Annotated in this window: 24 protein-coding genes; 7 read left to right on the forward strand and 17 right to left on the reverse strand. The window is 66.1% G+C overall.

The annotated features are described in order from the left end of the window. Positions 1-17 precede the first annotated feature (17 nt). From KHP16_RS03035 to KHP16_RS03045, 3 genes are all read right to left on the reverse strand, one after another. Positions 18-557 (reverse strand): DUF3318 domain-containing protein, encoded by a 540-nt coding sequence (locus KHP16_RS03035; RefSeq protein ID WP_115953663.1) that lies wholly within the window; start codon positions 555-557, stop codon positions 18-20. Then, positions 554-931, reverse strand: coding sequence for a phage holin family protein (locus KHP16_RS03040; protein WP_109581852.1), 378 nt, complete (start codon positions 929-931; stop codon positions 554-556). Before KHP16_RS03040 ends, KHP16_RS03035 begins: the two co-directional genes overlap by 4 nt. A 223-nt stretch (positions 932-1,154) precedes the next feature. Beyond that, positions 1,155-1,472: an ElaB/YgaM/YqjD family protein gene (locus tag KHP16_RS03045; protein ID WP_309136551.1), complete on the reverse strand. Its 318-nt coding sequence runs from the start codon at positions 1,470-1,472 to the stop codon at positions 1,155-1,157. A 303-nt stretch (positions 1,473-1,775) separates the two neighbouring features. On the opposite strand from KHP16_RS03045, the gene KHP16_RS03050 reads away from it, so the two are divergent. Beyond that, the gene (locus KHP16_RS03050) at positions 1,776-2,414 is read left to right on the forward strand and encodes a peroxiredoxin (protein WP_109581851.1); all 639 of its coding nucleotides are present in this window, start codon (positions 1,776-1,778) and stop codon (positions 2,412-2,414) included. A gap of 99 nt (positions 2,415-2,513) precedes the next feature. Here the strand turns inward: KHP16_RS03050 and KHP16_RS03055 are convergent, their stop codons facing one another. Further along, the gene (locus KHP16_RS03055) at positions 2,514-3,707 is read right to left on the reverse strand and encodes an acyl-CoA dehydrogenase (protein ID WP_211959557.1); all 1,194 of its coding nucleotides are present in this window, start codon (positions 3,705-3,707) and stop codon (positions 2,514-2,516) included. 110 nt (positions 3,708-3,817) lie between these two features. Here KHP16_RS03055 and KHP16_RS03060 point away from each other — a divergent pair, with 110 nt between their 5' ends. Then, positions 3,818-4,687 carry an IclR family transcriptional regulator gene (locus KHP16_RS03060; protein ID WP_244214664.1) on the forward strand — a complete coding sequence of 290 codons (870 nt, stop codon included), beginning with the start codon at positions 3,818-3,820 and terminating at the stop codon, positions 4,685-4,687. Between the two features lie 32 nt (positions 4,688-4,719). Here KHP16_RS03060 and kynA read toward each other — a convergent pair whose 3' ends face one another. The 3 genes from kynA to kynB are packed head-to-tail and all read right to left on the reverse strand — an operon-like array spanning position 4,720 to position 7,544. Further along, positions 4,720-5,598, reverse strand: coding sequence for a tryptophan 2,3-dioxygenase (gene kynA / locus KHP16_RS03065; RefSeq protein ID WP_121491866.1), 879 nt, complete (start codon positions 5,596-5,598; stop codon positions 4,720-4,722). Positions 5,599-5,611: 13 nt separating this feature from the next. Further along, entirely contained in the window at positions 5,612-6,868 is a 1,257-nt protein-coding gene (gene kynU, locus KHP16_RS03070) for a kynureninase (RefSeq protein ID WP_211959558.1), read from the reverse strand. A 19-nt stretch (positions 6,869-6,887) separates the two neighbouring features. Next, positions 6,888-7,544, reverse strand: a complete 657-nt coding sequence (gene kynB, locus KHP16_RS03075) for an arylformamidase (protein ID WP_109581846.1) — start codon at positions 7,542-7,544, stop codon at positions 6,888-6,890. Positions 7,545-7,725: 181 nt separating this feature from the next. On the opposite strand from kynB, the gene KHP16_RS03080 reads away from it, so the two are divergent. After that, on the forward strand, positions 7,726-8,205 hold the full coding sequence (locus KHP16_RS03080; RefSeq protein WP_109581845.1) for an Lrp/AsnC family transcriptional regulator: 480 nt from the start codon (positions 7,726-7,728) through the stop codon (positions 8,203-8,205). Here the strand turns inward: KHP16_RS03080 and KHP16_RS03085 are convergent. Then, positions 8,186-8,767 (reverse strand): flavin reductase family protein, encoded by a 582-nt coding sequence (locus KHP16_RS03085; RefSeq protein WP_211959559.1) that lies wholly within the window; start codon positions 8,765-8,767, stop codon positions 8,186-8,188. The two genes, KHP16_RS03080 and KHP16_RS03085, sit on opposite strands and share 20 nt — an antisense overlap. A gap of 298 nt (positions 8,768-9,065) precedes the next feature. Here KHP16_RS03085 and msrA point away from each other — a divergent pair, with 298 nt between their 5' ends. Next, the gene (gene msrA / locus KHP16_RS03090) at positions 9,066-9,611 is read left to right on the forward strand and encodes a peptide-methionine (S)-S-oxide reductase MsrA (RefSeq protein WP_211959560.1); all 546 of its coding nucleotides are present in this window, start codon (positions 9,066-9,068) and stop codon (positions 9,609-9,611) included. Positions 9,612-9,620: 9 nt separating this feature from the next. Here msrA and KHP16_RS03095 read toward each other — a convergent pair whose 3' ends face one another. The 5 genes from KHP16_RS03095 to KHP16_RS03115 all read right to left on the reverse strand — a co-directional run bounded on the left by KHP16_RS03095 (position 9,621) and on the right by KHP16_RS03115 (position 16,576). Then, complete coding sequence (locus KHP16_RS03095) at positions 9,621-10,655, reverse strand: DUF72 domain-containing protein (protein WP_211959969.1); 1,035 nt, start codon at positions 10,653-10,655, stop codon at positions 9,621-9,623. Positions 10,656-10,718: 63 nt separating this feature from the next. After that, on the reverse strand, positions 10,719-11,957 hold the full coding sequence (locus tag KHP16_RS03100) for an SAM-dependent methyltransferase (RefSeq protein ID WP_211959561.1): 1,239 nt from the start codon (positions 11,955-11,957) through the stop codon (positions 10,719-10,721). A gap of 220 nt (positions 11,958-12,177) precedes the next feature. After that, entirely contained in the window at positions 12,178-12,816 is a 639-nt protein-coding gene (gene pdxH / locus KHP16_RS03105) for a pyridoxamine 5'-phosphate oxidase (protein WP_109581841.1), read from the reverse strand. A 76-nt stretch (positions 12,817-12,892) separates the two neighbouring features. Then, positions 12,893-14,086, reverse strand: coding sequence for an MFS transporter (locus KHP16_RS03110; protein ID WP_109581840.1), 1,194 nt, complete (start codon positions 14,084-14,086; stop codon positions 12,893-12,895). A 198-nt stretch (positions 14,087-14,284) separates the two neighbouring features. Next, positions 14,285-16,576: an AsmA family protein gene (locus KHP16_RS03115; RefSeq protein WP_211959562.1), complete on the reverse strand. Its 2,292-nt coding sequence runs from the start codon at positions 16,574-16,576 to the stop codon at positions 14,285-14,287. Positions 16,577-16,739: 163 nt separating this feature from the next. On the opposite strand from KHP16_RS03115, the gene tcdA reads away from it, so the two are divergent. Then, positions 16,740-17,642: a tRNA cyclic N6-threonylcarbamoyladenosine(37) synthase TcdA gene (gene tcdA / locus KHP16_RS03120; protein ID WP_109582752.1), complete on the forward strand. Its 903-nt coding sequence runs from the start codon at positions 16,740-16,742 to the stop codon at positions 17,640-17,642. 8 nt (positions 17,643-17,650) lie between these two features. Here the strand turns inward: tcdA and KHP16_RS03125 are convergent, their stop codons facing one another. Beyond that, entirely contained in the window at positions 17,651-18,229 is a 579-nt protein-coding gene (locus KHP16_RS03125; protein WP_109582751.1) for a P-loop nucleotide/nucleoside kinase family protein, read from the reverse strand. 150 nt (positions 18,230-18,379) lie between these two features. Here KHP16_RS03125 and KHP16_RS03130 point away from each other — a divergent pair, with 150 nt between their 5' ends. Further along, the gene (locus KHP16_RS03130; protein WP_109582750.1) at positions 18,380-18,838 is read left to right on the forward strand and encodes a bacteriohemerythrin; all 459 of its coding nucleotides are present in this window, start codon (positions 18,380-18,382) and stop codon (positions 18,836-18,838) included. Between the two features lie 13 nt (positions 18,839-18,851). Here the strand turns inward: KHP16_RS03130 and trxA are convergent, their stop codons facing one another. Then, a complete protein-coding gene (gene trxA, locus KHP16_RS03135) occupies positions 18,852-19,697 on the reverse strand; it encodes a thioredoxin (protein ID WP_109581838.1) in 846 nt (281 codons plus the stop codon). A 204-nt stretch (positions 19,698-19,901) separates the two neighbouring features. On the opposite strand from trxA, the gene KHP16_RS03140 reads away from it, so the two are divergent. Continuing rightward, entirely contained in the window at positions 19,902-21,653 is a 1,752-nt protein-coding gene (locus KHP16_RS03140) for a long-chain fatty acid--CoA ligase (RefSeq protein WP_211959563.1), read from the forward strand. A 3-nt stretch (positions 21,654-21,656) separates the two neighbouring features. Here the strand turns inward: KHP16_RS03140 and KHP16_RS03145 are convergent, their stop codons facing one another. Together KHP16_RS03145 and KHP16_RS03150 are read right to left on the reverse strand one after the other, a co-directional pair. Continuing rightward, complete coding sequence (locus KHP16_RS03145) at positions 21,657-22,466, reverse strand: ankyrin repeat domain-containing protein (protein WP_109581836.1); 810 nt, start codon at positions 22,464-22,466, stop codon at positions 21,657-21,659. A gap of 12 nt (positions 22,467-22,478) precedes the next feature. Then, on the reverse strand, positions 22,479-23,291 hold the full coding sequence (locus KHP16_RS03150) for a gamma-glutamylcyclotransferase (protein WP_109581835.1): 813 nt from the start codon (positions 23,289-23,291) through the stop codon (positions 22,479-22,481). Positions 23,292-23,325 lie beyond the last annotated feature (34 nt).

Below are 23,325 nucleotides of genomic sequence, written 5' to 3' on the forward strand. Positions count from 1 at the left end.
CCGGGTCAGCGCTCAGGTCAGACCGGCGGCGGTACGATCGGCGACGTGGCGTCCGTCGTCGCGACGGGCGTGATTGGCGCGGGCGGCGAATACACGAGCGGATCCCGGAACCCGGTGTCGCCGGGTTTGCGCACGGGCTGTTTGGCAGCCTGCCACGAGCGGTACGCAAAGTAACCGGCGCCAGCCATCGCGCCGAGCTTCGATACCTTCCACACCACGCGCCCGATAGAGGTCTTGCGCAGCAGCGGCAGCGCGAGCGTGATGGCGGTGCTCACCATCGGATAGTCCCGCGTGATGCCGAACAGCTTGAGCCAGCCGCCAGGGCGGGTCATCCCCGCCATCTTCGGCAGCCAGGCACTGAGGTTCGTCATGCGGCGCGCGCCGCCACGCACCTGCTGCAACGCCTGCATGGCGTCGTAGCGTTCCAGCGCGGCGCGCGTGAGCAGCAGTTCCTTGCGCACAGCGAGAGGCAGCCGGACTTCATGCGAGAACCGCGCGGGGCGCGGATGATCGCGGCCCGTTTGTTCGTCGTTGGAGGGGTCGTTGTCGTGTTTCATCGGCGCAGCATCTCCCGGTCCTTGTCGAGCTCAGCGAGCGTGGCTTCGAACAGCGGCGGCGCATGGCGCAGCTTGTTGCGCGCGACGAGCAGGCATAACCCGGCCGCAACGATATAGAAGAGCACGATGGCCAGGATCGCCTGCCATCGATAGGTTTCCCAGAACAGGATGACGATCAGCAGCGTGAACGTCATCAGCGCCATGCTGAAGAACGCTAGCGCGAAACAGGCAAGCAGCGCCACCTTCATCAGTCGGGCGCGCTCCTCGGCCAGTTCCACGCTCGCGAGTTCCAGTCGCGTCTGCAGCATCGATACGATCGATCCTGCCAGGTTGCGAAGGGCATCCAGGAACTTCGGGGAAGAGGGTTCGCTCATGCGGCGGTCTTGCGAATGTGCGAGGCGTGACGCGGAAAGACTCGCGACGCGGCCGGCGGGGTTGGGGCCTTCCGCTTCGGCGGGAAGGCCCTGGGCATTGGAGACCCGAGCAGGTGGCCCCCGGCGACTACCCGGCACGGGTCGCCCCGGCCGGGTGAGGTACTACGCTAGCAGACTGACGGGTCGGACGGCACGCTCGCACCGTCCGATCCGGATTCCGGAATTACTTGCGGTTGAGCAGCAGGCCGATCAGCAGACCCACGCCGGCCGCCACGCCCACGGCGCGCCACGGGTGGTCATGCACGTAATCGTCGGTCGCGCGTGCGGCGGCCTTGCTCTTCGTGACTACGGCGTCCTGCAGATCCTGGGCCTTCTCCTTCGCTTGCTTCAGCAGGCCCATGCCACGCTCGCGCAGTTCGGCAGCTTTCTCGCCGGTAGTCGAGGCCGCTTGCTTAAGCAGTTCTTCGGCGTCGGACAGAACGGTCTTGACATCGCTCATCAGTTTCTCCTGTTTGCGGGCGGTTGGTTGTGTTGATGACATTTTGCCTTGCTCGCTCCCACTTGTGGCGTTTCGTGTCTCCACACGGGACATGAAACAAGGATATGTGGCGGCGAGCCATCGTTTCAAGTCTTGACGCTCGCTTTCGGGCGTTCGATCCGAAACCGATGGCATATCGATATCGGCAGCGGGGCGGGTCGGCTATAGTCCGTCCGCTGGAAGCCAATCACGGGTCTTATGACTTCGAGTGATTTTATAGTGACTTTATATTCGTTTGAGTTGGATCGCAATCTCACTAAGCTGGTTCAATTCGTTTCTATCCCCCAGATCAACAGGAGATAAGGCATGGCACTGCGTCTCGGCGATATCGCCCCTGACTTCGAGCAAGATTCGAGCGAGGGCCGCATCCGTTTTCACGAATGGCTCGGAGATGGCTGGGGGGTTCTGTTCTCGCACCCCGCGGACTACACGCCGGTGTGCACGACGGAGCTCGGTCTGACCGCGAAGCTCAAGGACGAATTCGCGAAGCGGGGCGTCAAGGCGATCGCGCTGTCTGTGGATAACGTCGAATCGCACAAGGGCTGGATCAACGATATCAACGAAACGCAGGCAACGTCGGTCAACTTCCCGATTCTCGCCGACAGCGATCGCAAGGTATCCGAGCTGTACGACATGATCCATCCGAACGCGAACGAGACCCTGACGGTGCGTTCGCTGTTCGTCATCGATCCGAAAAAGAAGGTCCGCCTGATCATCACGTATCCGGCGAGCACGGGTAGAAATTTCAACGAAATCCTACGCGTCATCGATTCTTTGCAATTGACCGACAACCATAGCGTCGCTACGCCGGGCAACTGGCAGGATGGGGATGATGTGGTGATCGTGCCGTCGCTGAAGGACGAAGAGGTGATCCGCCAGAAATTCCCGAAGGGCTACAAGGCGGTGCGTCCGTATCTGCGCCTGACGCCGCAGCCGAACAAGTAAGCGGTACGACGAAGGTGTTTCAACGACGGGGCGACCCGTCGTCTCCTTGGTAGTGTGATTTCGCCCGGCGCGACGCAGGTCCCGCCGGGCGTTTTGTCTTTAGAAGAACGCTTGCAGGCCGGTCTGAGCGCGGCCCAGGATCAGTGCGTGGATGTCGTGCGTGCCTTCGTAGGTGTTGACCACCTCGAGGTTGACCACGTGCCGGATAACGCCGAACTCGTCGGAGATGCCGTTGCCGCCGAGCATGTCGCGCGCCACGCGCGCGATGTCGAGCGACTTGCCGCACGAGTTGCGCTTCATGATCGAGGTGATCTCCACCGCGGCCGTGCCCTCGTCCTTCATGCGGCCCAGACGCAGGCAGCCCTGCAGCGCGAGCGTGATCTCGGTCTGCATGTCGGCCAGCTTCTTCTGCACCAGCTGCGTGGCGGCCAGCGGACGGCCGAATTGCTTGCGGTCCAGCGTGTACTGCCGCGCGGTGTGCCAGCAGAATTCGGCGGCGCCGATCGCGCCCCAGGCGATGCCGTAGCGTGCCGAGTTGAGGCACGTGAAGGGGCCCTTGAGGCCGCTGACGCCCGGCATGATGTTCTCTTCGGGCACGAACACCTGATCCATCACGATCTCGCCCGTGATCGAGGTGCGCAGGCCCACCTTGCCGTGGATCGCCGGTGCGGACAGGCCCTTCCAGCCCTTCTCGAGGATGAAGCCGCGGATGGCATCCTTGCCGTCCTCCCCCTGCAGCTTGGCCCACACCACGAACACGTCGGCGATCGGCGAGTTGGTGATCCACATCTTCGCGCCGCTGAGTTCGTAGCCGCCATCGACCTTCTTCGCGCGGGTGACCATCGAGCCCGGATCCGAACCGTGGTTCGGTTCCGTCAGGCCGAAGCAGCCGATCCATTCGCCGGTGGCGAGCTTTGGCAGGTACTTCTCCTTCTGGGCATCGCTGCCGAATTCGTAGATGGGCACCATCACGAGCGACGACTGCACGCTCATCATCGAACGGTAACCGGAGTCCACGCGCTCGACTTCGCGCGCGATCAGGCCGTAGCTGACGTAGTTGAGGCCGGGGCCGCCGTACTGCTCGGGGATGGTCGGGCCGAGCAGGCCGAGTTCGCCCATCTCGCGGAAGATCTCGATGTCGGTCTTCTCGTTGCGGAAGGACTGCAGCACGCGCGGCATCAGCTTGTCCTGGCAGTAGGACGCGGCGGCATCACGCACCATGCGCTCGTCGTCGGTGAGCTGCTGGTCCACCAGCAGAGGATCGGTCCAATGGAATTCGGCGTTCGCGGCCATCGAGGTCTCCTGAAGATTTAAAGTTCCGCATTGCGGAACCATGTTCCGATGCGGTAGTATAGCTGAACCTCATGGCGGTGCAATACCGTCGTGCTACCCCGGAGACCACCTTGCCCAACGTTCCGACCACCGCGGCGATTGACGCAGCCCTTGATCCGGCCCTTGATTCTTCACGCCAGCCGGCGCGCGAAGCCGCCAGCGGAAAACCGGCGGGCGAGCGCGAGAGCGATCCCAACTTCGTTACCGCCCTTGCGCGCGGCCTCGAGCTGCTGCGCTGCTTCCGGACCGGCGAGGCCATGCTCGGCAACCAGGACTTCGTCCGCCGCACGGGATTTCCGAAGGCGACCGTGAGCCGGCTCGCGGGCACGCTCGTGCAACTGGGATACCTGCGGTATGACGCATCGCTCGGCAAGTACGCGCTGGACGCGGGCGTGCTGGCGCTTGGCTTCTCGTATCTGTCGGCGTCGAACGTCGTGGCGCTGGCACGGCCGCATATGCTCGCGTTCGCGCAAACGCACGGCGTGTCGGTGTCGCTGGGCAAGCGAGAGCGGCTCGAGGTCATCTACCTCGAGTCGATTCGTAACGATGCCGGCGCGATGCTCGGCCTTGGCGTGGGGTCGCGGCTGTCGCTGGTCTCGAGCTCGATGGGCCGCGCCTATCTGGCCGCGCTGCCCTCGGCGCGGCGGGAGCGCGTGCTGGCCGAGTTCGCACAGGCCTATCCCGAGCAATGGCGGCAGCAGGAAGCGCCGATGCGCGCGGCGCTCGAGGCAGCCGAGCGCCTAGGCTACTCGCCGTCGTTCCGCGACTGGCATCCGGCCATCCATGCCTGTGCGGTGGCCTTCCGCCCGATCGGCGAACGCGACATCCATATGCTGAGCTGTAGCGCGTCGTATGGCGCGGTGTCCGAGCAGGACTTCCACGACAGGCTCGCCCCGGCGCTGCGCGCGCTGGCGGAAAGATTGTCGGACACTACCGGCTGAGGCTCGGCGCTGCAGCCCGCTTCAGCACGGCGTCAGAGATCCGTTCGCAGCTTCCAAAGTTCGGGAAACAGCACCACATCAAGCATCTTGCGCAGGTAGCCGACGCCTTCGGTACCGCCCGTGCCGCGCTTGAACCCGATCACGCGCTCGACCGTGGTCACATGGCGGAAGCGCCATTGGCGGAACGCATCTTCGAGATCGACGAACTTTTCGCCAAGCTCGTACAGCTCCCAGTGCGCGGAAGGATCGCGATAGATTTGCAGCCACGCGGCTTCCACCGACGCGTTGTAGCCCGCGGGCTGCGCCCAGTCGCGCTCGAGACACGCCGCGTCGATCGCGAAGCCGCGCCGCGCCATCAGCCGGATGGCTTCGTCGTACAGCGACGGCGTGCGCAATGCCGTCTCGACCAGCGCGAGGTGCTCGGCCCGGTGCGCATGCGGCCGCAGCATCGCCGCGTTCTTGTTGCCGAGGATGAATTCGATCTCGCGGTACTGGTACGACTGGAATCCCGACGACGCCCCGAGGTAGGGGCGCATCGCCGAATACTCGGGCGGCGTCATCGTGGCCAGCACGTTCCACGCCTGCACGAGCTGATCCATGATGCGCGACACGCGCGTCAGCATCTTGAAGGCGGGAGGCAGGCGGTCTTCGCGCACGCTGTCGCGCGCCGCCCGCAGCTCGTGCAGCATCAGCTTCATCCACAGTTCGGTGGTCTGGTGCTGGACGATGAACAGCATCTCGTTGTGATCGGGCGAACGCGGATGCTGCGCGTTGAGGATCTGGTCGAGGCCGAGGTAGTCGCCGTAGCTCATGTCCCGCGCGAAGTCCATCTGCGCGCCGTGCCAGTTGCCCTCGGCGTCGTCTTTCGGTGCCGAGAACGGGCAGCCGCCGGCGGTAGTGGTGGTCGTCATGTTGTGCTCCCGCTCAGGTTACCTGTCCACGCACCGCGAAGCGGGCCTCGCGATAGACGCCGCTGTCGAGCACGTCGCGCAGGACCTCTACCGCATCCCAGACCTCGGCAAAGCTCGTGTACAACGGCGTGAAGCCGAAGCGCGCAATTGACGGCTCACGGTAGTCGCCGATGACGCCGCGCTCGATCAGCGCCGCCACCACCGCGTAACCATCGGGATGCGCGAAGCTGACGTGGCTGCCGCGCCGGGCGTGATCGCGCGGCGTGACAAGCCGTAGCGGGTGATCGCCGCAGCGATGCTCGACGAGGCGGATGAACAGATCGGTCAGCCGCAGCGATTTCTCGCGCAGCGCGGCCATCGTCGTCCGCGCGAAGACATCGAGCCCGCATTCGACCAGCGCCAGCGACGTCATCGGCTGCGTGCCACACAGGAAGCGGCCGATGCCCTCGGTCGGCCGATACTGCGGCGACATCGCGAACGGGGCGGCATGGCCCCACCAGCCCGACAGCGGCTGCCAGAACGCATCGCGCAGCGCGGGCGCGACCCATACGAAGGCAGGCGAGCCGGGGCCGCCGTTCAGGTACTTGTACGTGCAGCCGATGGCGTAGTCGGCGCGCGCGCCATGCAGATCGACGGGCACGGCGCCGGCCGAATGCGCGAGGTCCCATACCGTGAGCGCGCCGCGCGCGTGCGCGAGTTCGGTCAGGCCCGCCATGTCGAGCATCTCGCCCGACTTGTAGTTGACGTGCGTGAGCATGACCACTGCACAGTCGGCGCCGATCGCGGCATCGAGCTGCGAGGGATCGTCGACGAGGCGCAGCGAGTAGCCGCGCTGGAGCAGGTCGGCGAGGCCCTGCGCGATATAGAGGTCGGTCGGGAAGTTGCTGGCCTCGGACACGATCACGCGGCGCGCGGGGTCGCGTTGTTCCTGCACGCGCAATGCGGCGGCCAGTACCTTGAACAGGTTGATCGACGTCGTGTCGGTCACCACCACCTCGTCCTCCTTCGCGCCGATCAGCGGAGCGAGCTTGTTGCCGAGCCGGCGCGGGAGGTCGAACCAGCCCGCGTCGTTCCAGCTGCGGATGAGGCCCTCGCCCCATTCGGCGGCAACGACTTCGGCCGCGCGCGCGGCGGCGGCACGGGGCTGCGCGCCGAGGGAGTTACCGTCGAGGTAGATCACGCCCGGCGGCAGGGCGAACTGGTCGCGCAGCGGGGCGAGCGGGTCCTCGCGGTCGAGAGCGAGGCAGTGTTCACGGGTGAAAGCGGTCATGGATGAATGGCGTTCGATGTCAGGAAAGGCTGCGCAGCACTGCGCGCACGGGGCTGGCATCGAGGCCAGCAAGCCGCAGCGGCAGCGCGATCAGTTCGTAGTCGCCCGCGGGCACGTCGTCGAGCACGATGCCCTCCAGGATTGCGAGGCCATGCGCATGCACGGCGCGATGGGCGTCCATGGTCTTGGATTCCTGCGGATCGAGCGACGGGGTGTCGATGCCGATCAGTCGCACGCCATGCGTGGCGAGCAGCGCGACGGTCTCCGCCGCTACGGCGCAGAACTGGCTGTCCCACGTCTCGCGCGGCGCGCGCGCATAGGTGCGCAGCAGTACGCGCGGGGGCGTCCCATCGAGCGCGCCGGCAACATGGTGCGGGGCGACGACGGGAGCGGCGCCGATGCAATGGATCACGCGGCACGGGCCGAGGTACGCATCGAGCGGAACGTCGCCGATCGCCGCGCCGTCCGCGGCGTAGTGGAGCGGGGCGTCGGTATGGGCGCCCGTGTGGGGCGACATCGTGATGCGGCCCACGTTGACGGGGCAGTGCGCGTCCATCTGCCAGGAAGGGGCGTGCTGGAACGGGGTGTCGCCGGGCCAGACCGGCGTGGCGGGGGACACCGGGGGCGTGATGTCCCAAAGGGTGCGGTCCCTCAGGGGGCGGGGCGCGTTTGTCATGGCGAACCTTTTCTATGGCACCGCTCGGTGCATGCCCGCATGGTAGTCAAAACCCGGCGAAAGAGGCTTGCCATTTCAACGCTATAATCGCGGTGATTTCGCAGAATCTTGCGTCGAAAAGATGGATTCCGGTGGAATCTTCAGCGTATATGAATCGTCAGCGTATATCAAAGCGCGCCACATGACCCTCGACCCCATCGATCTCCGGATCCTGACCTGCCTGCAGGAGAACGGCCGCATCAGCAACCAGGACCTCGCCGACCGCGTTGCGCTGTCGCCGTCGGCGTGCCTGCGCCGTGTGCGATTACTGGAAGAGAGCGGGGTGATCGGCGGCTATCGCGCGTGGTTCGATGCGGAGCAACTGGGGCTGGAGATCGAAGCGATCGTGCAGGTCTCGATGCGGCACGATGTGGAGGGCTGGCACGAGACGTTCAACGAGGCCGTGCAGGCGTGGCCCGAGGTGCTGTCGGCCTATGTGATCACGGGCGACAGCAGCTACATCCTGCGGGTGCAGGCGCGCAACCTGAAGCACTACTCGGATTTCATCGTGAACCGGCTCTATCGCACGCGCGGCGTGATGGATATCCGCTCGAACATCGTGCTTCAGCGGATCAAGACCGAGGGATCGCCGCTGGCGATTCTCAAGGCTCCAGCGGGGTAAGCGTGGAAAAGCCGCCGCGATGGAATACCAGCGGCTGGCCGCCTTCGTCCAGAATGCCGCAGCGTTCGACTTCACCGACGAAGATCACGTGGTCGCCTTCGTCGTAGCGGCTGCGGTTATGGCATTCGAACCACGCGAGGGCATTCGCCAGGATCGGCAGGCCGTTTTCGGAGAGCCGATAGTCCACGCCCGCGAAGCGGTCGCCCTTGAGCGTGGCGAAGCGCTGGCAGAGATCGAGCTGCGACGCGGCGAGGACGTTGATGATGTAGTGCGACCCGGCGCGGAACATCGGCAGGCTGCTGGCGCGCATGGCCAGGCTCCAGAGCACGAGCGGCGGATCGAGCGAGACGGAGTTGAACGAACTGGCGGTGATGCCGACAAAGGGCGCACCGCCATTGTGGTTTTTGCTGGCCGAACGCGTCGTCATGACGGTCACGCCTGTGGCGAACTGCGAAAGGGCACGGCGGAAGTGCTCGCTGTCGAAGTCGGGGGCGGCCGCGCCGCGCACATCGGGGCCTGGCTTGGGTCCTTCCAGACGGCTTCCGGTTTCAGGCATGCCCATGTCTTGGGCTCCACACAATTCCATGACGGTTCCACAGTGTAATCGCGCTCGCGGATGCGCGTGCGCAACCACAACCTAATCGCCCCGCGACGGCGTTTCCGTCGGTCTGCGCACAAACCGGGAAGCGGGTCGCGTAGCGTAGCCCCGATTGTAACGGACCGGGTGCGCCTGCCGGCGCCTTCATTTTTGCCAGCGCGTCCCCACTTGCTTGAATATGCTAGTGATGGGGGCGGATGACATGACAGGGCGGGCAGTATCGGATGCACCTACCGCGGAATCGGCAAAGGGAGCCAAAGACATGGATCAGCAACAGTTGGAGATCGCCACCCTCGGTGGCGGATGCTTCTGGTGTCTGGAAGCGGTGTACCAGCAAGTGGAAGGCGTACGGGCCGTGGAGTCCGGTTACACCGGCGGCCATATCAGTCATCCCACGTACCGTCAGGTCTGCGAGGGCGATACGGGGCATGCCGAGGTCGTGCGGGTGACGTTCGACCCGTCGGTCATCACGTATCGCGAGATCGTCGAGATCTTCTTCGCCATTCACGATCCCACCACGCTGAACCGGCAGGGCAACGACGTCGGCACGCAATACCGCTCGGCGATCTTCACGCATTCGGAGGCGCAGCGGGCGACGGCCGAGTACGTGATGCGCGAAGTCGCCGCGAACAAGATCTACGACGACCCCATCGTCACGCAGATCGAGCCGGAGCAGCCGTACTGGCGCGCCGAGGAAAGCCACCAGAACTACTACGTGGATCATCCCGGCCAGGGTTACTGCGCGTTCGTGATCACGCCCAAGGTCGCGAAATTCCGCAAGCAGTTCGCGCACCGACTGCGTCAGTGAGCATCGGCCTCAGACGCGAAGGCGGTCGGCGATCGCCTGCGCGAGCTTGAGGCATGTCAGCGGGGCCGAGCCTTCGGCCTTGTTGCTGACGATCACATACGCGGGCTGATCCGCGGCAAGCGTGCGTACGACGAGGTCGGCAATGGCCTCGCGCGTGGGCACGTCCTCATCGACGAGCTTGTCGAACGGCGCATACGCGGCCTCGGCGATCTCGTACGAGCGGCCCTGATACAACATCCATCGCACCACGAGCGGACCCGGTCCCTCGGCATCCATTAATGCCTGCGCGCCGGCCTGACGCCTGACCGGCGGCAGCCTGTCGCGCGCCGAGAGGCAGAACCGCACGCCATGCGCGCGCAGCAGCTTGATGTAGCGCGGCGTCAGCAGCGCGGGGTCACGCATCTCTACCGCATAGCAGGCGGACGGCGTCAGCGTTGGATCGAGCGGTGGCAGGGCCTCCAGGAAAGCCGCAAGCCGCGCGTGGAACGCCTCGGCGTCGTTGGCCATGCTGCCGAGCGGCGACAGCTGGAACAGCAGCGGCCCGCAGCGGCGGCCGAGTCCGCCGGTCGCGGGCACGATGAAGTCGCGCACCGCGATGTCGGGGTCGAGGAAGGCGGAATTCGGCACGCGTCCCGCGCCATCGGCCCCGCGTACCCAGCCATCGCAGACGCTGGCCGGGGCCTTGATCAGGAAGCGGAAATCCTCGGGGACCTGCGACGCGTAGCTGAGGTAGTCCGCGAGCGGGATCGGGCCGTAGAAGCCGCGGTCGATGCCGGCCGCGCGCAGCAGCGGATGCTGGCCGTAGGCGGTGAGCCCCTTTCGGGAGAGCAGGCTCTCGGTGTACTGGCCATCGTAGACGAGGCCATGCCAGCCGGGATAGGACCACGACGAGGTGCCGAGGTACAGCTGGCGCGGCAGACGCACGGCCAGCGCCGAGAGTTCCGCCTTGAGTTCCGACGACATCGCCGCGGGCTGGATCGGCTTGCCGCGCGGAGGCCTGGCCGCCCCGGCCGGGTCATCTTGCGCCGGCGCGTCGGCCGGCATGCCAAACAGGTCGAGATTCGTCGTCAACTGGGCAATGCGCGGGTCCGCGGTGCATGTGCGGGCTTACGCGCGGTCTTGATTGTTGGGGTAGATGTACCTTCGCGACGTTGGCAATGTCTCCGCCTGCCGTCCCGCCTTGTGGCAGACCACCTGGTAGATCGACATCTGGTCCGTCGTGAACGCATGCGCGCATCCGGCCAGATACACCCGCCAGATGCGGAACTTCGTTTCGCCTACCATCTCACGGATGGCATCGCCATGGGCTTCGAAATTCTCGGCCCAGTGGCGCAGCGTCTGCGCATAGTGCCGCCGCAGCAGTTCCACGTCAAACGCCTCGAGCCCGCCCTGCTGCATCGTGTGGAGCACCAACCCGATATGCGGCAACTCGCCCTGCGGAAACACGTAGCGGTCCATGAAGCCCGCGCCGTCCATCGGCACCTTGCCGCTGTCCGGATCGGTCGCGGTGATGCCATGGTTCATGGCCACGCCGTCGTCGGTCAGCAGTTCGCGGATGCGGCCGAAATAGCCCGGCAGGTTGTCCTTGCCCACGTGCTCGAACATGCCGACGCTGGTGATGCGGTCGAACTGCCCCGGCACGTCGCGGTAATCCTGCAGCCGGATCTCGATATGGTCTTCGAGTCCGGCTTCCTTCACGCGCGCGGTAGCCAGGTCGAACTGGTTCTGGGACAGCGTGACGCCCACGCAGCGGGCCCCGAATTTCTGCGCGGCGCGGATGACGAGCGCACCCCAGCCGCAGCCGATATCGAGCAGCGTCTGACCCCGTTGCAGCCGGATCTTGGTGAGGATGTGGTCGATCTTCTTCAGCTGCGCGGTGGCAAGGTCCTCGTCGCCGTTTTCGAAGTACGCGCAGGAATACACCATGCGCGGATCGAGCCAGCGCTGATAGAAGTCGTTGGAGACGTCGTAGTGGTACTGGATCGCGGCCTTGTCTTCCTGCTTCGAATGCGTGAAGTGTTGCGCGACCTTGGCCAGCATGCCGCCCGCGAGCGACTTCGCGGCATTCGAGAATCCGTAGCCCACGTTGATGATGTCGGCCAGCTTGCCGTCGAGGTCGATCTTCTGCTGGACGTAGGCTTCACCGAGGTTGTCGAGGCTCGGTACGAGCAGCAGCGGCAGCGCCGCGGCTTCGCGCACCGTCAGCGTGACATCCGGTGTGTCGAACCGGCCGAGCGCGAACTCGCTGCCATTCCACAATCGCAATCGCACCGGAAGATTGGCGTGCTCGCGCACGTCGGCGATCCAGCGTTCGAGTTGCGTATCCAAAGCTTGTTTGAACAACATGCCGTGCTCTCCCGTGATGGCAGCGATCCATCGACTCTACTGCCGAACGGTAGTCTGCGTGTGACCGCGGCCCTACCTGTCTAGTCAAGCAAACATCAGCATGGGAGAGGGCCACGATCCAGCACTGGTGCGGCTTTCACGTGATCGTTCATCACGCGGCACATCGCGGATGGGGACTGTTCAGGCTCGCCGACACATCGTCCAAGGGCCGGAACAAAAATCAGGGCGACAATCGCACAATGCGCCAGCCGCCATCGTCCTGCCGGCGGAAGCCGATGCGGTCGTGCAGGCGGGAGGCGCGGCCCTGCCAGAACTCGATCCAGGTCGGCGTCAGTCGGTAGCCGCCCCAGTGCGGCGGGCGCGGCGGATCGTCGCCGAAGCGCGCGCGGAATTCCGCCTCCCGGGTCTCGATCACCTCGCGGCCCGCGACTTCGCGGCTTTGTTCGGACGCCCATGCACCGAGGCGCGAGCCGAGCGGGCGCGACACGAAATACGCATCGCTTTCGGCCTCGTCCACCTTGCGCACCTCGCCTTCGATGCGCACCTGGCGCTCGAGCTGTACCCAATGGAAGAGCAGCGCCGCGCGCGGATTGTTGAGGAGATCGTTGCCCTTGCGGCTTTCGTAGTTCGTGAAGAACGTGAAGCCCGCCGCATCGACGCCCTTGAGCAGCACGATGCGCGCCGAGGGCTGGCCGTCCGGGCCGACGGTCGCGAGGGTCATCGCATTGGGGTCGGGCATCTTGGCGACGAGGGCTTCGTCGAACCACCGTTGGAACTGCACGATGGGGTCGCTGGCCACGTCGGTTTCGGAGAGTGCGCCGAGCACGAATTGGCGGCGCAGGTCGGCAAGTTCAGTCATGTCGCTTCTACACGGAAACTTCGCAAAGGATGTTTCGAGTATAGCGAATGCGCCGCACGGCGCGCCCTGCGCTGCATCAAGCCGGCGGCAGTGCCTTGCCTCGCGTCTGCCTGCGCGAGTAGTAGCCGGCCATGCCCATGGCGCCGGCCATCGACAGGAAGATCGGCAGCATCCCCAGCGCGGTGCCGACCACGCCGAACGTGAGGGGCCAGACGACCTGGCTCGTGTTGAGCACGGCCGAGCGCAGGCCGAGCGCCTCGCCAGCGCGGCCGGACGGCGATGCGACGTGGAGAATGTTCATGACGTTAGGCTGCGCGCTGCCGAGCGCGAGGCCAAGCAGGAACGCGAGCATGCACATCAGCCAGAACTGCGACACGAACGGATAGATGAGATACGCGCAGGCGCCGACCATCAGCGCGATGCGGATGATCTTCCATTCCGAGAACCGGCGCGTGATGAGCGGCATCGCGATACGGATCGCCAGCGTGGCGATCGAGAACGCGCCGAGCACCCATCCGATCGACGATGGCGTGAGGCCGATGTTCGAGCCGCGGATCGGGATCAGGAAGGCGTGGAGGTCCCATGCGGCGGAGAGCACCGCGCTCGCGACGAACACCGCGCGCAGTTCGGGATACTGCAGCAGGCTCAGCGCCGATTGCCGCGATCCATCCTCGATGGCGATGCGGCCGGCGTTGCCGCCCGCGGCCGGCAGCCGGCCGCGCACGTATTGGAGACCGATCTGCCCGGCGATGGCCACGCCGACCAGCACGATGAACGCCCAGCGAAAGCCCGCGTGCTCGATCACGTAGCCCATCGTGACGGGGCCAAGCGTGCCGGACACCGACAGGCCGAGCGCGTGCAGCGAATAATTGCGCAGCCGTGTCTCGTTCGTCGACACCTGTCCGATCAGCAGCTGCATGGCCACCTGCACCAGCATGAAGCCGACGCCGATCAGCGCGCAGGCGCCGTACAGCGATGCGATGTCGTGCCAGACGGCGGGCATCAGCGTGCCGGCGACGACCATTACCGATCCCGCCGTCATTGGCAGGCGCGGCCCGATCGCATCGATGCGGCGCCCGGCGGGAATGGCGAGGAACATCGGCAGCAGCGCATAGAGCGCCATCAGCACGCCGAGCGTGATCGTCGAGGCCTTGAGGGAGATGGCGAAGAGGGACACGACAACGCGGCTCGCGTTGAAGGCGACGTGGTTGCACACCGTGAGAGCGATCAGCCAGCTGATCGGCGGCACCGTGGCAGGGGGCAACGTCATTTGGGGGCGGGGGACTTGTAAGAGGCCGCTTAAGTATGCGCCTGCATGTGGCACATGCACAACAACGGGGTCCCCGCCGTGCAAAAACGCAACGGTTTTGGTGCGAAGAGCGGTGGCGGGGCGCCGAAAAGGGGTGGAGAACCGGACCGGGCCACCCGCGCCGGGCCGTCTCCGTCGGAAAAACCCAACGCCCTCCGATCAACTTCCCTGATGCATCGCGTCCGGCTGCGCGGGCGCCCTGGCCGCCGGCTTCTTGGGCTGCGAGTTTGCGGCCCCCCCGGTGGACCCGTCGGCGGATGCATTCGCGGAGGCATTGGCGTTCGATCCGGCGGTCCCATCCGCGGGCGTCTGGGCGGTGCGGGCGCCGGGCGCCGCCGGCGCGCTGGCGGCCGGGGCCTTCGGATCCTTGTACGTCTTGCCCGGCGGCGGGGCGTTCGGGCGTTTCTTGAGTTCGGTCAGCAGGCGTCCGCACTGGCTTTCGTCACCCGGCGACAGGTCGATCAGGGGCAGCACCGCGGCCACGGGCGCGACGAGCGCGAGCGCGACGGCGCCACCCGCGCGCAGCGCGAGCACCGCGATGTTGGGGCTGACCGAGGGATCCTTGAACGTGCCGCCGATATACAGCGGCGAACGCAGCGAGATGATGCGCACGCCTTTCGAATCGGGATGCACCGTCAGCGCCATGCGCTCGTCGGTGAAGTCGATGGCCCCATCGACGTTGATGACGGCATCCTGCGTGTCGAGCACGAAGGTGCGCGCGCGGGAGACGCCGTTGGTGAACGCGAAGTCCGCCACGCCGCAGTTGATCTGCACGGGTTTGTCGCCGAACAGCTTGGAGATCACGACGCTGCCGACGTTGAGCCCCATGGCTTCGAGGATGAACTTGCTGACCGTGCCGTTCTCGACGAGCAGCCGTGCTTCACCGTTCGACGAGCCCATCAGCGCGGCCACGGAGTTGCCGGTCGCTGACAGCTTGGCGCCGCCGTTGATCTCACCGATGCTTGCGCGCATCGATTCGATCTTGGGAAATAGCTGCTTGATCTTGAGGTGACGCGCGGTCATGTCGATCATCGCGCCCATCGGCTCGCGCTTGCCGTCCAGGCGGATGGTGGAGACCAGATTCCCCCCTGCGATCCCGAAGTTCAGCGGGTCGAGCAGCAGCACGCCGTCGGTCAGTTTCAGGTGCGTGGTCAGGTTCGTGATCGGCAGCTCTTCGGTACGCACGATGCGGCGGCCCGTGAACTTCACGTCCGCGTCGATTTCGTCCCAGCGCTCCGTGCGGAATGGCGCCACGGGCAGGGCCTTGTTCGCGGGCTGCTTCACCGTGCTGTCGGAGGCGGCCTGTCCGGGCTTGGCGTCGGCGCCAATGAGCGGCGCCAGGTCGGAGAACAGCAGCTGTTTCGATTCGAGCTCGCCCGACAGCAGCGGGCGCGGCGAGCGTTGCTCGAAATTGAGCGTGCCGCCGAGATCGCTGCCGCCCACCTTGCCCGTGAAGTTGCGGTAGCTGTACGTCGATGCACCCTTGTTCAGTGTCGCCACAAGCCGCCCACGCGTTTCATACGGCGGCGTGGAGGGCAGCACGATGCCGGTGAGGGCATAGAGCTTGGCCATGTTGTCGCCCGACAGCGCGAGGTGAACGTCCAGCGCGCCGAGGTGCGCGGGATTCGTCAGCGTGCCTTCGATGACCGCGCGCGTGCCGCCCACGCGAACGTCGGCCTGGACGGGGAACGGGGTATTGGTATCGCGCAGGCTCAGCACGGTGCCGGCCTTGCCGTTGGCGTTGATCGTCGCCTGGTTGTAGTGGCCGACCGCTTTCCAGCGCAGGCCGTAGCGCCGCTCGTCCGCCATGTTTCCCTGTACCGCGGAGGCTTCCGACGCGGCGTTCACCAATGCGCCATCGCGCGCCTTGTTGTACAGCGCGTTGTCGCCGATGGTGCCGATCTCGGCCTGCATGTCGATCTTGGACGCGGCGTCCGTGAGCGCGATATTGCCCTGCGCCAGCACGATCTCGCCGACGTCGAGGTGCCATTTCGAGGTGCCCGTCTTGGGCCCGGTGTCGAATGTCCAGTTGTTGCGCTTGTCCGCGAGGCGTTCGAGCCAGACGGCGGGGCTGTCGATCACGATGCTCGGCACGTTGATCTCGTGCGCCAACAGCGGCAGCGGCCGCAGCACGAAGATGAGTTCGCGTACCGTCGCCATTTGCGGCGCCTTGGCCCATTCCGTATTGCCGACGGTGATGTCGCTCGCGGAAAGCCGCGGCCAGGGGACGACCCGGCGCCAGCCGGCTTCACCCTCCGCGCGTTTCCAGGTGACCACGAGGTCGCCGTTGATCGCGAACGGGCGCCCGATGGCCTGCGAGACCTTGTCGTTGAGCCAGGGCTTCAGTCGATTCCAGTCGAACGTGAGAATGACGATGACGACGATGGCAATCAGGGCCAGCGGCGTGAGCACGCTCCACAGGGCGATCTTCTGGCGGCGGGTGACGGGCATGGACGGGGCCTTTTATCGGGTGCGGCGCTTCGCCATATCGAAGCGGCGCATCAACCACTCAAGATCAATTGTAGGAACCGTTATGCAGCGCCGTTGTCGGTCGTTCGCTGACATTGCGGTCGCCCGCGCGCCGATTTTTAGTCGTTGTCTTAAAATGCCGGCCATGACCATCGCCCCCCCGCCACTGGCCGAGAAGCCAGATCTGCCCGCGCCCCTTACCCACGAATCGCCCGAGGACGACGATTACCATCGCCGGTTCGGCGGCGTCGCGCGCCTTTACGGCGCGGAGGGCCTCGCGCGGCTCGAGGCCGCCAGCGTCTGCGTGGTCGGCATCGGCGGGGTGGGCAGCTGGGCCGCGGAAGCGCTGGCGCGCAATGCCATCGGCCGCATCACGCTGATCGACCTCGACCACATCGCGGTGTCCAACACCAACCGGCAGATCCACGCGCTCGGCGACGCCTATGGGCGCGCCAAGGTGGAAGCCATGGCGGAGCGCATCGTCGCGATCAATCCGCGCTGCCGCGTCAGCACGGTCGATGATTTCGTGACGACCGAGAACGTCGCCGAATTGCTCGGCGGTTTCGATTACGTCATCGACGCGATCGACTCGGTGAAGGTGAAGATCGCGATGATCGCGTGGGCGCGCCGCGAAGGCCGGGCGTTCATCACGTGCGGGGGTGCGGGCGGCCAGCTCGATCCCACGCGCGTGCGCATCGAAGATCTGTCGCGGACGGTCCAGGATCCGCTGCTCGCGAAGGTGCGGCAGTCGCTGCGGCAGAAGTGGAACTTCCCGCGTAACCCCAAGCGCAAATTCGATATCCAGGCGGTGTATTCGGACGAGCCGCTGCGCTATCCCGAGCCCGAGCAGCAGGCGTGCGAGATCGACGAGGCGCCACCCGCGCAGCCCGTCGCGCCGAGCGGTCCGCAGGGGCTTGCGTGTGCGGGCTTCGGGTCGTCGGTGGCCGTGACGGCGGTGTTCGGGTTTGTCGCCGCGTCGGCGGTGATCGGCGCGATTGCCGCGGCGCCGCCTGTCACCACGCCTCTCACGCCGCCTGTTGCCGGGTAATCGGCAGATCAGGCCGCCAACGTCTTCAGCAACGCGTCTACCTGCGCGTCGTCCGGGGCGCTGTTGTCGAAGAAGATCAACTCCGGGTAGTCGGCCGGCGCGGGCTGGAATCGCCGCGTGCGATAGGCTTCCCAGTGCGCGAGCTTGTACGCATCGTTGGGGTTGCCGCGCTGGATGATGCGCGCATGCGCTTCTTCCTCGGGCAGATGCACCCACAGGATGCTGACGGTCGTTCCTTCCGGCACGTGCAGCCATTGCGGATCGCTGAGCTGGTGCGCGCGGATCTCGCGAGATAGCGGGCCGATGACGATCACGCTGATGCCCAGTGCGAGGTTCTCCCGCGCTGTGTCGAGCAGGCCTTCGTACTCGGGGTCGCGCAGGTTGTCCAGATAGGCGGGGCTGTCGCGGTCGTTCGGATCGCCCGTGATCGCGCGCATGGCCGCCGCGCTGTAGCGGCCGTACAGCGTGTCCTTGTCGAGCAGGCAGAACGGTTCGCCCGTCGCGGCCATGAGGGGGCCGATCAGGCGATGCGCAAGCGTGGTCTTGCCGGTGCCGGCGTGACCGCAGAAGAAGATCATTCTGGGCATGGGGCACAGCATAACGCGGTATGCTTGCGTCTTGCATTTCGAGTGCCTGCCATGACCGCCACCGACACGCGTTTGTCCGACCTCGCCTCCATGACCCCATTCGCGACCACCTCCGCGACCCCATCGGCGACAACCACCGCGACCACCTCCATGCCGACCTCCACGGCCGTGTCGCCTTCGCCCTATGAGGGGTTGTCGTCCGAGGGGCTGCCCGCGGATCTCCATCTGGATGAGCCGGTCACCGACGCCACGCACGCCGAATTCGTGCAGCTGCTTGCGGCCGCCGTCGCGGCTGACGACGAAGGGTTCCTCGCCGCGTTCGACGCATGGATCGATCACACGCGCTACCACTTTCAGCAGGAAGAACAGTGGATGGAAGCGATGGCCTTCGGCCCGCGCGGGTGCCATGCGGGCGAACACCAGCAGGTGCTGGCGATTGCCGAGGCGATCCGCACCGCCGTGGCCGACGACGGCCGCCTCGATCTGGGCCGCCGCCTCGCCGGCGAGCTATCGGGCTGGTTCGACCATCACGTCAAGTCGATGGACGCGATGATGGTCAGCCATATGAAGGCCAACGGCTTCTCGCTGGTGGAGGGGCCGCCGGCCTGAGTGGCAAGCGCGCTCAGTTGAGCGCGGTGGCCAGCTGGCGGCGCCAGCGCGAGACGATGTCCGGCTGGTCCGCGAGCATCTCGAACACCGACAGCATCGTTTTGCGGCCCGCGTCGTCCTCGAACGCACGGTCGCGCCGCACGATCTCCAGCAACTGCGCGAGCGCGCCCTCGTACTCGCGGCGCGCGATCAGCACGCGCGCGAGGTCCAGCCTTGCGGCCAGATCGGTCGGTGCCGCTTCCACGCGCGCGGTGAGCGTGCTGGCATCGGGCAGGTCCGACACGTTCTGCATCGCGTCGATGCGCGTGCGCAGCGCCGCATAGGCATCGAGCTGCGGCGCCTTCGGCGATAGCCGCTCGAACTCGGCCTCCGCTTCGGCGATCGCATTGCCATCGAGCAGGAACGAGATATAGGCCAGTCGCACGTCATCGGCGCCCGGGTCGTAGGCCAGCGCAGCCTGGAACGCGGCCCGCGCCCCGTCGCGATCGCCAGCTTCCAGCAATTGCCGGGCCTCGAGCAGCGCGAGGTCCGCGGGATTCGGCGACAGGCGCTCGAGGAACTCGCGCAGGCCCGACTCGGGCAGCACGCCAGTGAACTGATCCACGGCCTCCCCATCGACGAACGCCACCACATGCGGAATACTGCGAACGCCGAAATGCGCGGCGAGCTGCTGGTTCTCGTCGACGTTCACCTTGGCCAGGCGCCATGCGCCGCCGGCTTCGGCTTCCAGCTTTTCCAGCATCGGGCCGAGGGTACGGCACGGTCCGCACCACGGCGCCCAGAAATCGACCAGCACGGGGACCTGACGCGATAACTCGATGACTTCCGCTTCGAAGTTCTGCAGGGTGACGTCGCTCATCGTATTGGCCTCGTTTCGTTTGACGGTTGTTGAGGCGTATTGTGGGGGCGAATGCCGGAAACACAACCGCCATGAGTGGATGTGTGCCCGGCGGCCCCGGACCAAGGGATAGTCATGGGTTGAAAATAGCACGGTCGTTCAGTTATATTGGCCCTCGATGCGCATACAGGCACCCAGAACAGGCCGAGCCAACAGGAGACAGTCATGACCGCCGCTTCGTCCACAGCTTCGTCCGCCGCTCCGTCCACAGCTTCTCCCTTCACCACGCCGCCGGACCGCCCGCACTTCCGCGCATGGCCGCGCCGCCTGCCGACGCAGGTCGTGCTGCCCGACACCTCGCTCTGGTACAACCTCGAAGTATCCGCGCGCCGCTACCCGGATAAGGCGGCCATCCGCTACTTCGGCGGCACGGTGACGTTCCGCGAGATGGAAGCCCAGGCCAGCTCGCTGGCCGGCTGGCTGCAGCAGCGTGCCGGCGTGAAGAAGGGGGATCGCGTGCTGCTGTACATGCAGAACTGCCCGCAGTTCCTGCTCTCGTATTACGCGATCCTGCGGGCGGACGCGGTGGTCGTGCCCGTCAATCCGATGAATCGGACGGAGGAATTCCGGCACTACATTACCGACGCGCAGGCGAAGGTCGCGATCTGCAGTGCGGATCTGGCGGCCGGCGTCGAGGAGGCGAACGCGGGCGTGCCCGCGGACGCGCAACTCGCGCACATACTCGTCACGGAATACGCCGATGCGCTGCCGCCCACGCACGTGCATCCCGAGGATGCCCCGCCGGCATGGCTGACGGCCGTGCACCCGCTGCCAGCCGGCTATGCGCGCTGGACCGACGCGATGGGCGCGCGCCTGGCACCGGGCCCGCACACCGCGGGGCCCGACGACATGGCGGTGATGCCGTACACGTCCGGCACCACGGGCTTTCCCAAGGGGTGCATCCATACCCATCGCACGGTCATGCATAACGTGATCGGCGGGGCCACATGGTCGGGGAATGGCTCCGAATCCGTGCAGTTGTCCGTGCTCCCACTGTTCCACGTGACCGGCATGCAGTACGGCATGAACGTGCCGATCTACACGGGCGCGACGGTCGTGATGCTGCCGCGATGGGACCGGGAGGTCGCCGGCCGCCTGATCTCTCGCTATCAGGTTACGCACTGGACCAATATCCCGACGATGGTGATCGATTTCCTCGGCAGTCCGAATCTGTCCGACTTCGACCTCCGCAGCCTGCGCTATATCGGCGGCGGCGGCGCGGCCATGCCGCAGGCGGTGGCGGAGCGGCTGCGCGAGCAGTTCGGGCTGTCGTATATCGAGGGCTATGGCTTGTCCGAAACGATCGCGCCCACGCACAGCAATCCGCTCGAACGGCCGAAGCAGCAGTGCCTCGGCATTCCGACGTTCAACACCGATGCGCGCGTGATCGATCCCGTCACGCTCCAGGAACTGCCCGTGGGCGAGGTCGGCGAGATCATCGTGCGTGGGCCGCAGGTCTTCAAGGGCTACTGGGGCAAGCCGGACGCGACGCGCGACGCGTTCATCGAATTCGAGGGCGCGACGTTCTTCCGCACGGGCGATCTGGGCCGTATGGACGAGGACGGTTATTTCTTCCTCACGGACCGGCTCAAGCGCATGATCAACGCATCGGGCTTCAAGGTATGGCCGGCCGAGGTGGAGAACCTGTTGTACAAGCATCCCGCCGTGCAGGAGGCCTGCATCATCGGCACGCACGATCCCTATCGCGGCGAGACCGTGAAGGCGGTGGTAGTCCTGCGCGCCGCCGCGCGCGGCAACACCACGGCGGACGACATCATCGGCTGGGCGCGGGACAATATGGCCGCGTACAAGTACCCACGCGTGGTCGAGTTCGTCGATGCGCTGCCGAAGTCCGGCACCGGCAAGGTAATGTGGCGGCAGTTGCAGGAAAGCGAAAACGCGAAGGCGGGCGGCTGAGCCTCAGTGTCCTCTCGCGCGCATCAGCATGCGGACCATGGTCTTGTAGCCCCGGTCGCGCGCGTGCCGCGTGGGCGTGATGCCTTCCCGATCCGGAAGGTTCGCATCCGCGCCGGCATCGAGCAGCAGCTGCACGATCTCCTCGTAACGCGAGGTCCCGTCGCCAAGAATCACGGCCTCCAGCAGCGCGGTCCAGCCGAGCTGGTTTACGTGATCGACCGCGATGCCGGACTTCAGCAGCAGGCGCACCACCTCCGTGTTGCCATGCTGCGCGGCCGCGATCAGCGCGGTGCCGTCGTAACGGTCCGTGCTGTTGAGGTCCGCGCCGTGCGAAAGCGATAGCCGGACGATATCCACTTGTCCCGTGGCCGAGGCCAGCAGGAAGGCGCTGTTGGCCTCGGCATCCTTGCGATTGACGTCCGCGCCGGCGAGGATCAGCGTGCGCGCGACATCGCCGCGACGGTTGTAAAGCGCGCTGAGCAGCGCGGTGCGTCCGCGTTCGTCCGCGGCCAGCGGCGATGCGCCCGCCGACAGCAGCCGGTTGACGAGATCGAGGTCACCGAGCGATGCCGCGGTGATGAGGTTGCGATCGATCGCGGTGACGCCTTCCGGCCGCACGGAGGCGGGCGCGGGATCATGCGTGACGGGCGGGCGCGGGCGTGCCGGTAATGGAACCGGGCCCGCCGCGACGATCGACCGGGCGAGCGACTGGCCGCCCTGACCCGCGAGCAACGCGCCGCCCATCAACACCCCCATGAGCCCCAGCATCTCGGCAATGGCCTGGCGTCGGGTGCGTGAGTGGGGACGAGTCATGGCCGTTTCGGTTCAGACGGTCTCGTGTGGGGCCATGGTGGAAGCCACGGCGTTGTCGGCCCGCCCGGCATCGGCCGGCGATCCGGAACCCTGCGGAGCAGGGTGGGTACCGGCCGCGGCGCTGCTGCCTTCGCGCGCGTCGCGTTCCTGCAACTGGCGCCACAGGCGCTCGAGGTACGGGTCGCCCACGCCATGCGTGGCAAGGCCGAGCAGCGTCTGCTGGAGGTAGTCGCGCGCCGGGCCGTAGACGCCGCATGCATGCCGCAGGCAGCCGACGACCTCGTCATCGGGCAGGCGCCCCGCATAGCCATTGTGGTCCCGGTTCATGACGAAGGCGAGCGCGCGGCGCGGTGCGCTGTGCGTACCGTCACCGAATTTCAGCCGGAGCCAGCGCGGGTGATAGGCGCCCGTCATCATCTCGCGGCGCCACAGCACGCGGAACTCCTGCTCGATCACATTTTTCGGGATGCGGAACGCCATGCCCGTGCAGCTGCCGCCGCGGTCGAGTCCGAGCACGAGGCCGGGATGGTCCCAGGTGCCGCGATTGATACGGGAGTACAGATAGAAGCCGCGATGGTAGCCGTGTACCGTCGCGACGCGTCGGTCGGTATGGACGACCATCGGGTTCCAGATCAGCGAGCCGTAGCCAAAGATCCAGACGTCGCCGCTATCGCCGTCGGGACCGTCCGCATCGGCGCGTTCCGCCAGCGCGCACCGCAGGGAACGTTCGATCGCATCTTCGGTCAACAGCGAGGACGCGACGGGCGTGCTGCACAGCGAGGCGCGCAGCCTATCCGATTCGAGGTCCTGTCTGGTGATGGCCATGCGTGCAAGCATAATCCAAAGCCGGCGATGGTGT

This window comes from Cupriavidus plantarum (assembly GCF_905397285.1).
GTDB classification, from domain to species: Bacteria; Pseudomonadota; Gammaproteobacteria; order Burkholderiales; family Burkholderiaceae; genus Cupriavidus; species Cupriavidus plantarum.

Bases quoted from the DNA above. Each gene is read 5' to 3' on its own strand.
- KHP16_RS03080 (WP_109581845.1), top strand. From the start codon at position 7,726: ATGACCCTCGACCCCATCGATCTCCGGATCCTGACCTGCCTGCAGGAG.
- KHP16_RS03130 (WP_109582750.1), top strand. From the start codon at position 18,380: ATGCCGACCTCCACGGCCGTGTCGCCTTCGCCCTATGAGGGGTTGTCG.
- KHP16_RS03140 (WP_211959563.1), top strand. From the start codon at position 19,902: ATGACCGCCGCTTCGTCCACAGCTTCGTCCGCCGCTCCGTCCACAGCT.
- msrA (WP_211959560.1), top strand. From the start codon at position 9,066: ATGGATCAGCAACAGTTGGAGATCGCCACCCTCGGTGGCGGATGCTTC.
- KHP16_RS03145 (WP_109581836.1), bottom strand. From the start codon at position 22,466: ATGACTCGTCCCCACTCACGCACCCGACGCCAGGCCATTGCCGAGATG.
- KHP16_RS03085 (WP_211959559.1), bottom strand. From the start codon at position 8,767: ATGGGCATGCCTGAAACCGGAAGCCGTCTGGAAGGACCCAAGCCAGGC.
- KHP16_RS03125 (WP_109582751.1), bottom strand. From the start codon at position 18,229: ATGCCCAGAATGATCTTCTTCTGCGGTCACGCCGGCACCGGCAAGACC.
- KHP16_RS03150 (WP_109581835.1), bottom strand. From the start codon at position 23,291: ATGGCCATCACCAGACAGGACCTCGAATCGGATAGGCTGCGCGCCTCG.
- KHP16_RS03115 (WP_211959562.1), bottom strand. From the start codon at position 16,576: ATGCCCGTCACCCGCCGCCAGAAGATCGCCCTGTGGAGCGTGCTCACG.
- KHP16_RS03050 (WP_109581851.1), top strand. From the start codon at position 1,776: ATGGCACTGCGTCTCGGCGATATCGCCCCTGACTTCGAGCAAGATTCG.
- kynA (WP_121491866.1), bottom strand. From the start codon at position 5,598: ATGACGACCACCACTACCGCCGGCGGCTGCCCGTTCTCGGCACCGAAA.
- pdxH (WP_109581841.1), bottom strand. From the start codon at position 12,816: ATGACTGAACTTGCCGACCTGCGCCGCCAATTCGTGCTCGGCGCACTC.
- kynB (WP_109581846.1), bottom strand. From the start codon at position 7,544: ATGACAAACGCGCCCCGCCCCCTGAGGGACCGCACCCTTTGGGACATC.
- KHP16_RS03110 (WP_109581840.1), bottom strand. From the start codon at position 14,086: ATGACGTTGCCCCCTGCCACGGTGCCGCCGATCAGCTGGCTGATCGCT.
- KHP16_RS03045 (WP_309136551.1), bottom strand. From the start codon at position 1,472: ATGTCATCAACACAACCAACCGCCCGCAAACAGGAGAAACTGATGAGC.
- trxA (WP_109581838.1), bottom strand. From the start codon at position 19,697: ATGAGCGACGTCACCCTGCAGAACTTCGAAGCGGAAGTCATCGAGTTA.
- KHP16_RS03055 (WP_211959557.1), bottom strand. From the start codon at position 3,707: ATGGCCGCGAACGCCGAATTCCATTGGACCGATCCTCTGCTGGTGGAC.
- KHP16_RS03100 (WP_211959561.1), bottom strand. From the start codon at position 11,957: ATGTTGTTCAAACAAGCTTTGGATACGCAACTCGAACGCTGGATCGCC.
- KHP16_RS03095 (WP_211959969.1), bottom strand. From the start codon at position 10,655: ATGCCGGCCGACGCGCCGGCGCAAGATGACCCGGCCGGGGCGGCCAGG.
- KHP16_RS03035 (WP_115953663.1), bottom strand. From the start codon at position 557: ATGAAACACGACAACGACCCCTCCAACGACGAACAAACGGGCCGCGAT.
- KHP16_RS03040 (WP_109581852.1), bottom strand. From the start codon at position 931: ATGAGCGAACCCTCTTCCCCGAAGTTCCTGGATGCCCTTCGCAACCTG.
- tcdA (WP_109582752.1), top strand. From the start codon at position 16,740: ATGACCATCGCCCCCCCGCCACTGGCCGAGAAGCCAGATCTGCCCGCG.
- kynU (WP_211959558.1), bottom strand. From the start codon at position 6,868: ATGACCGCTTTCACCCGTGAACACTGCCTCGCTCTCGACCGCGAGGAC.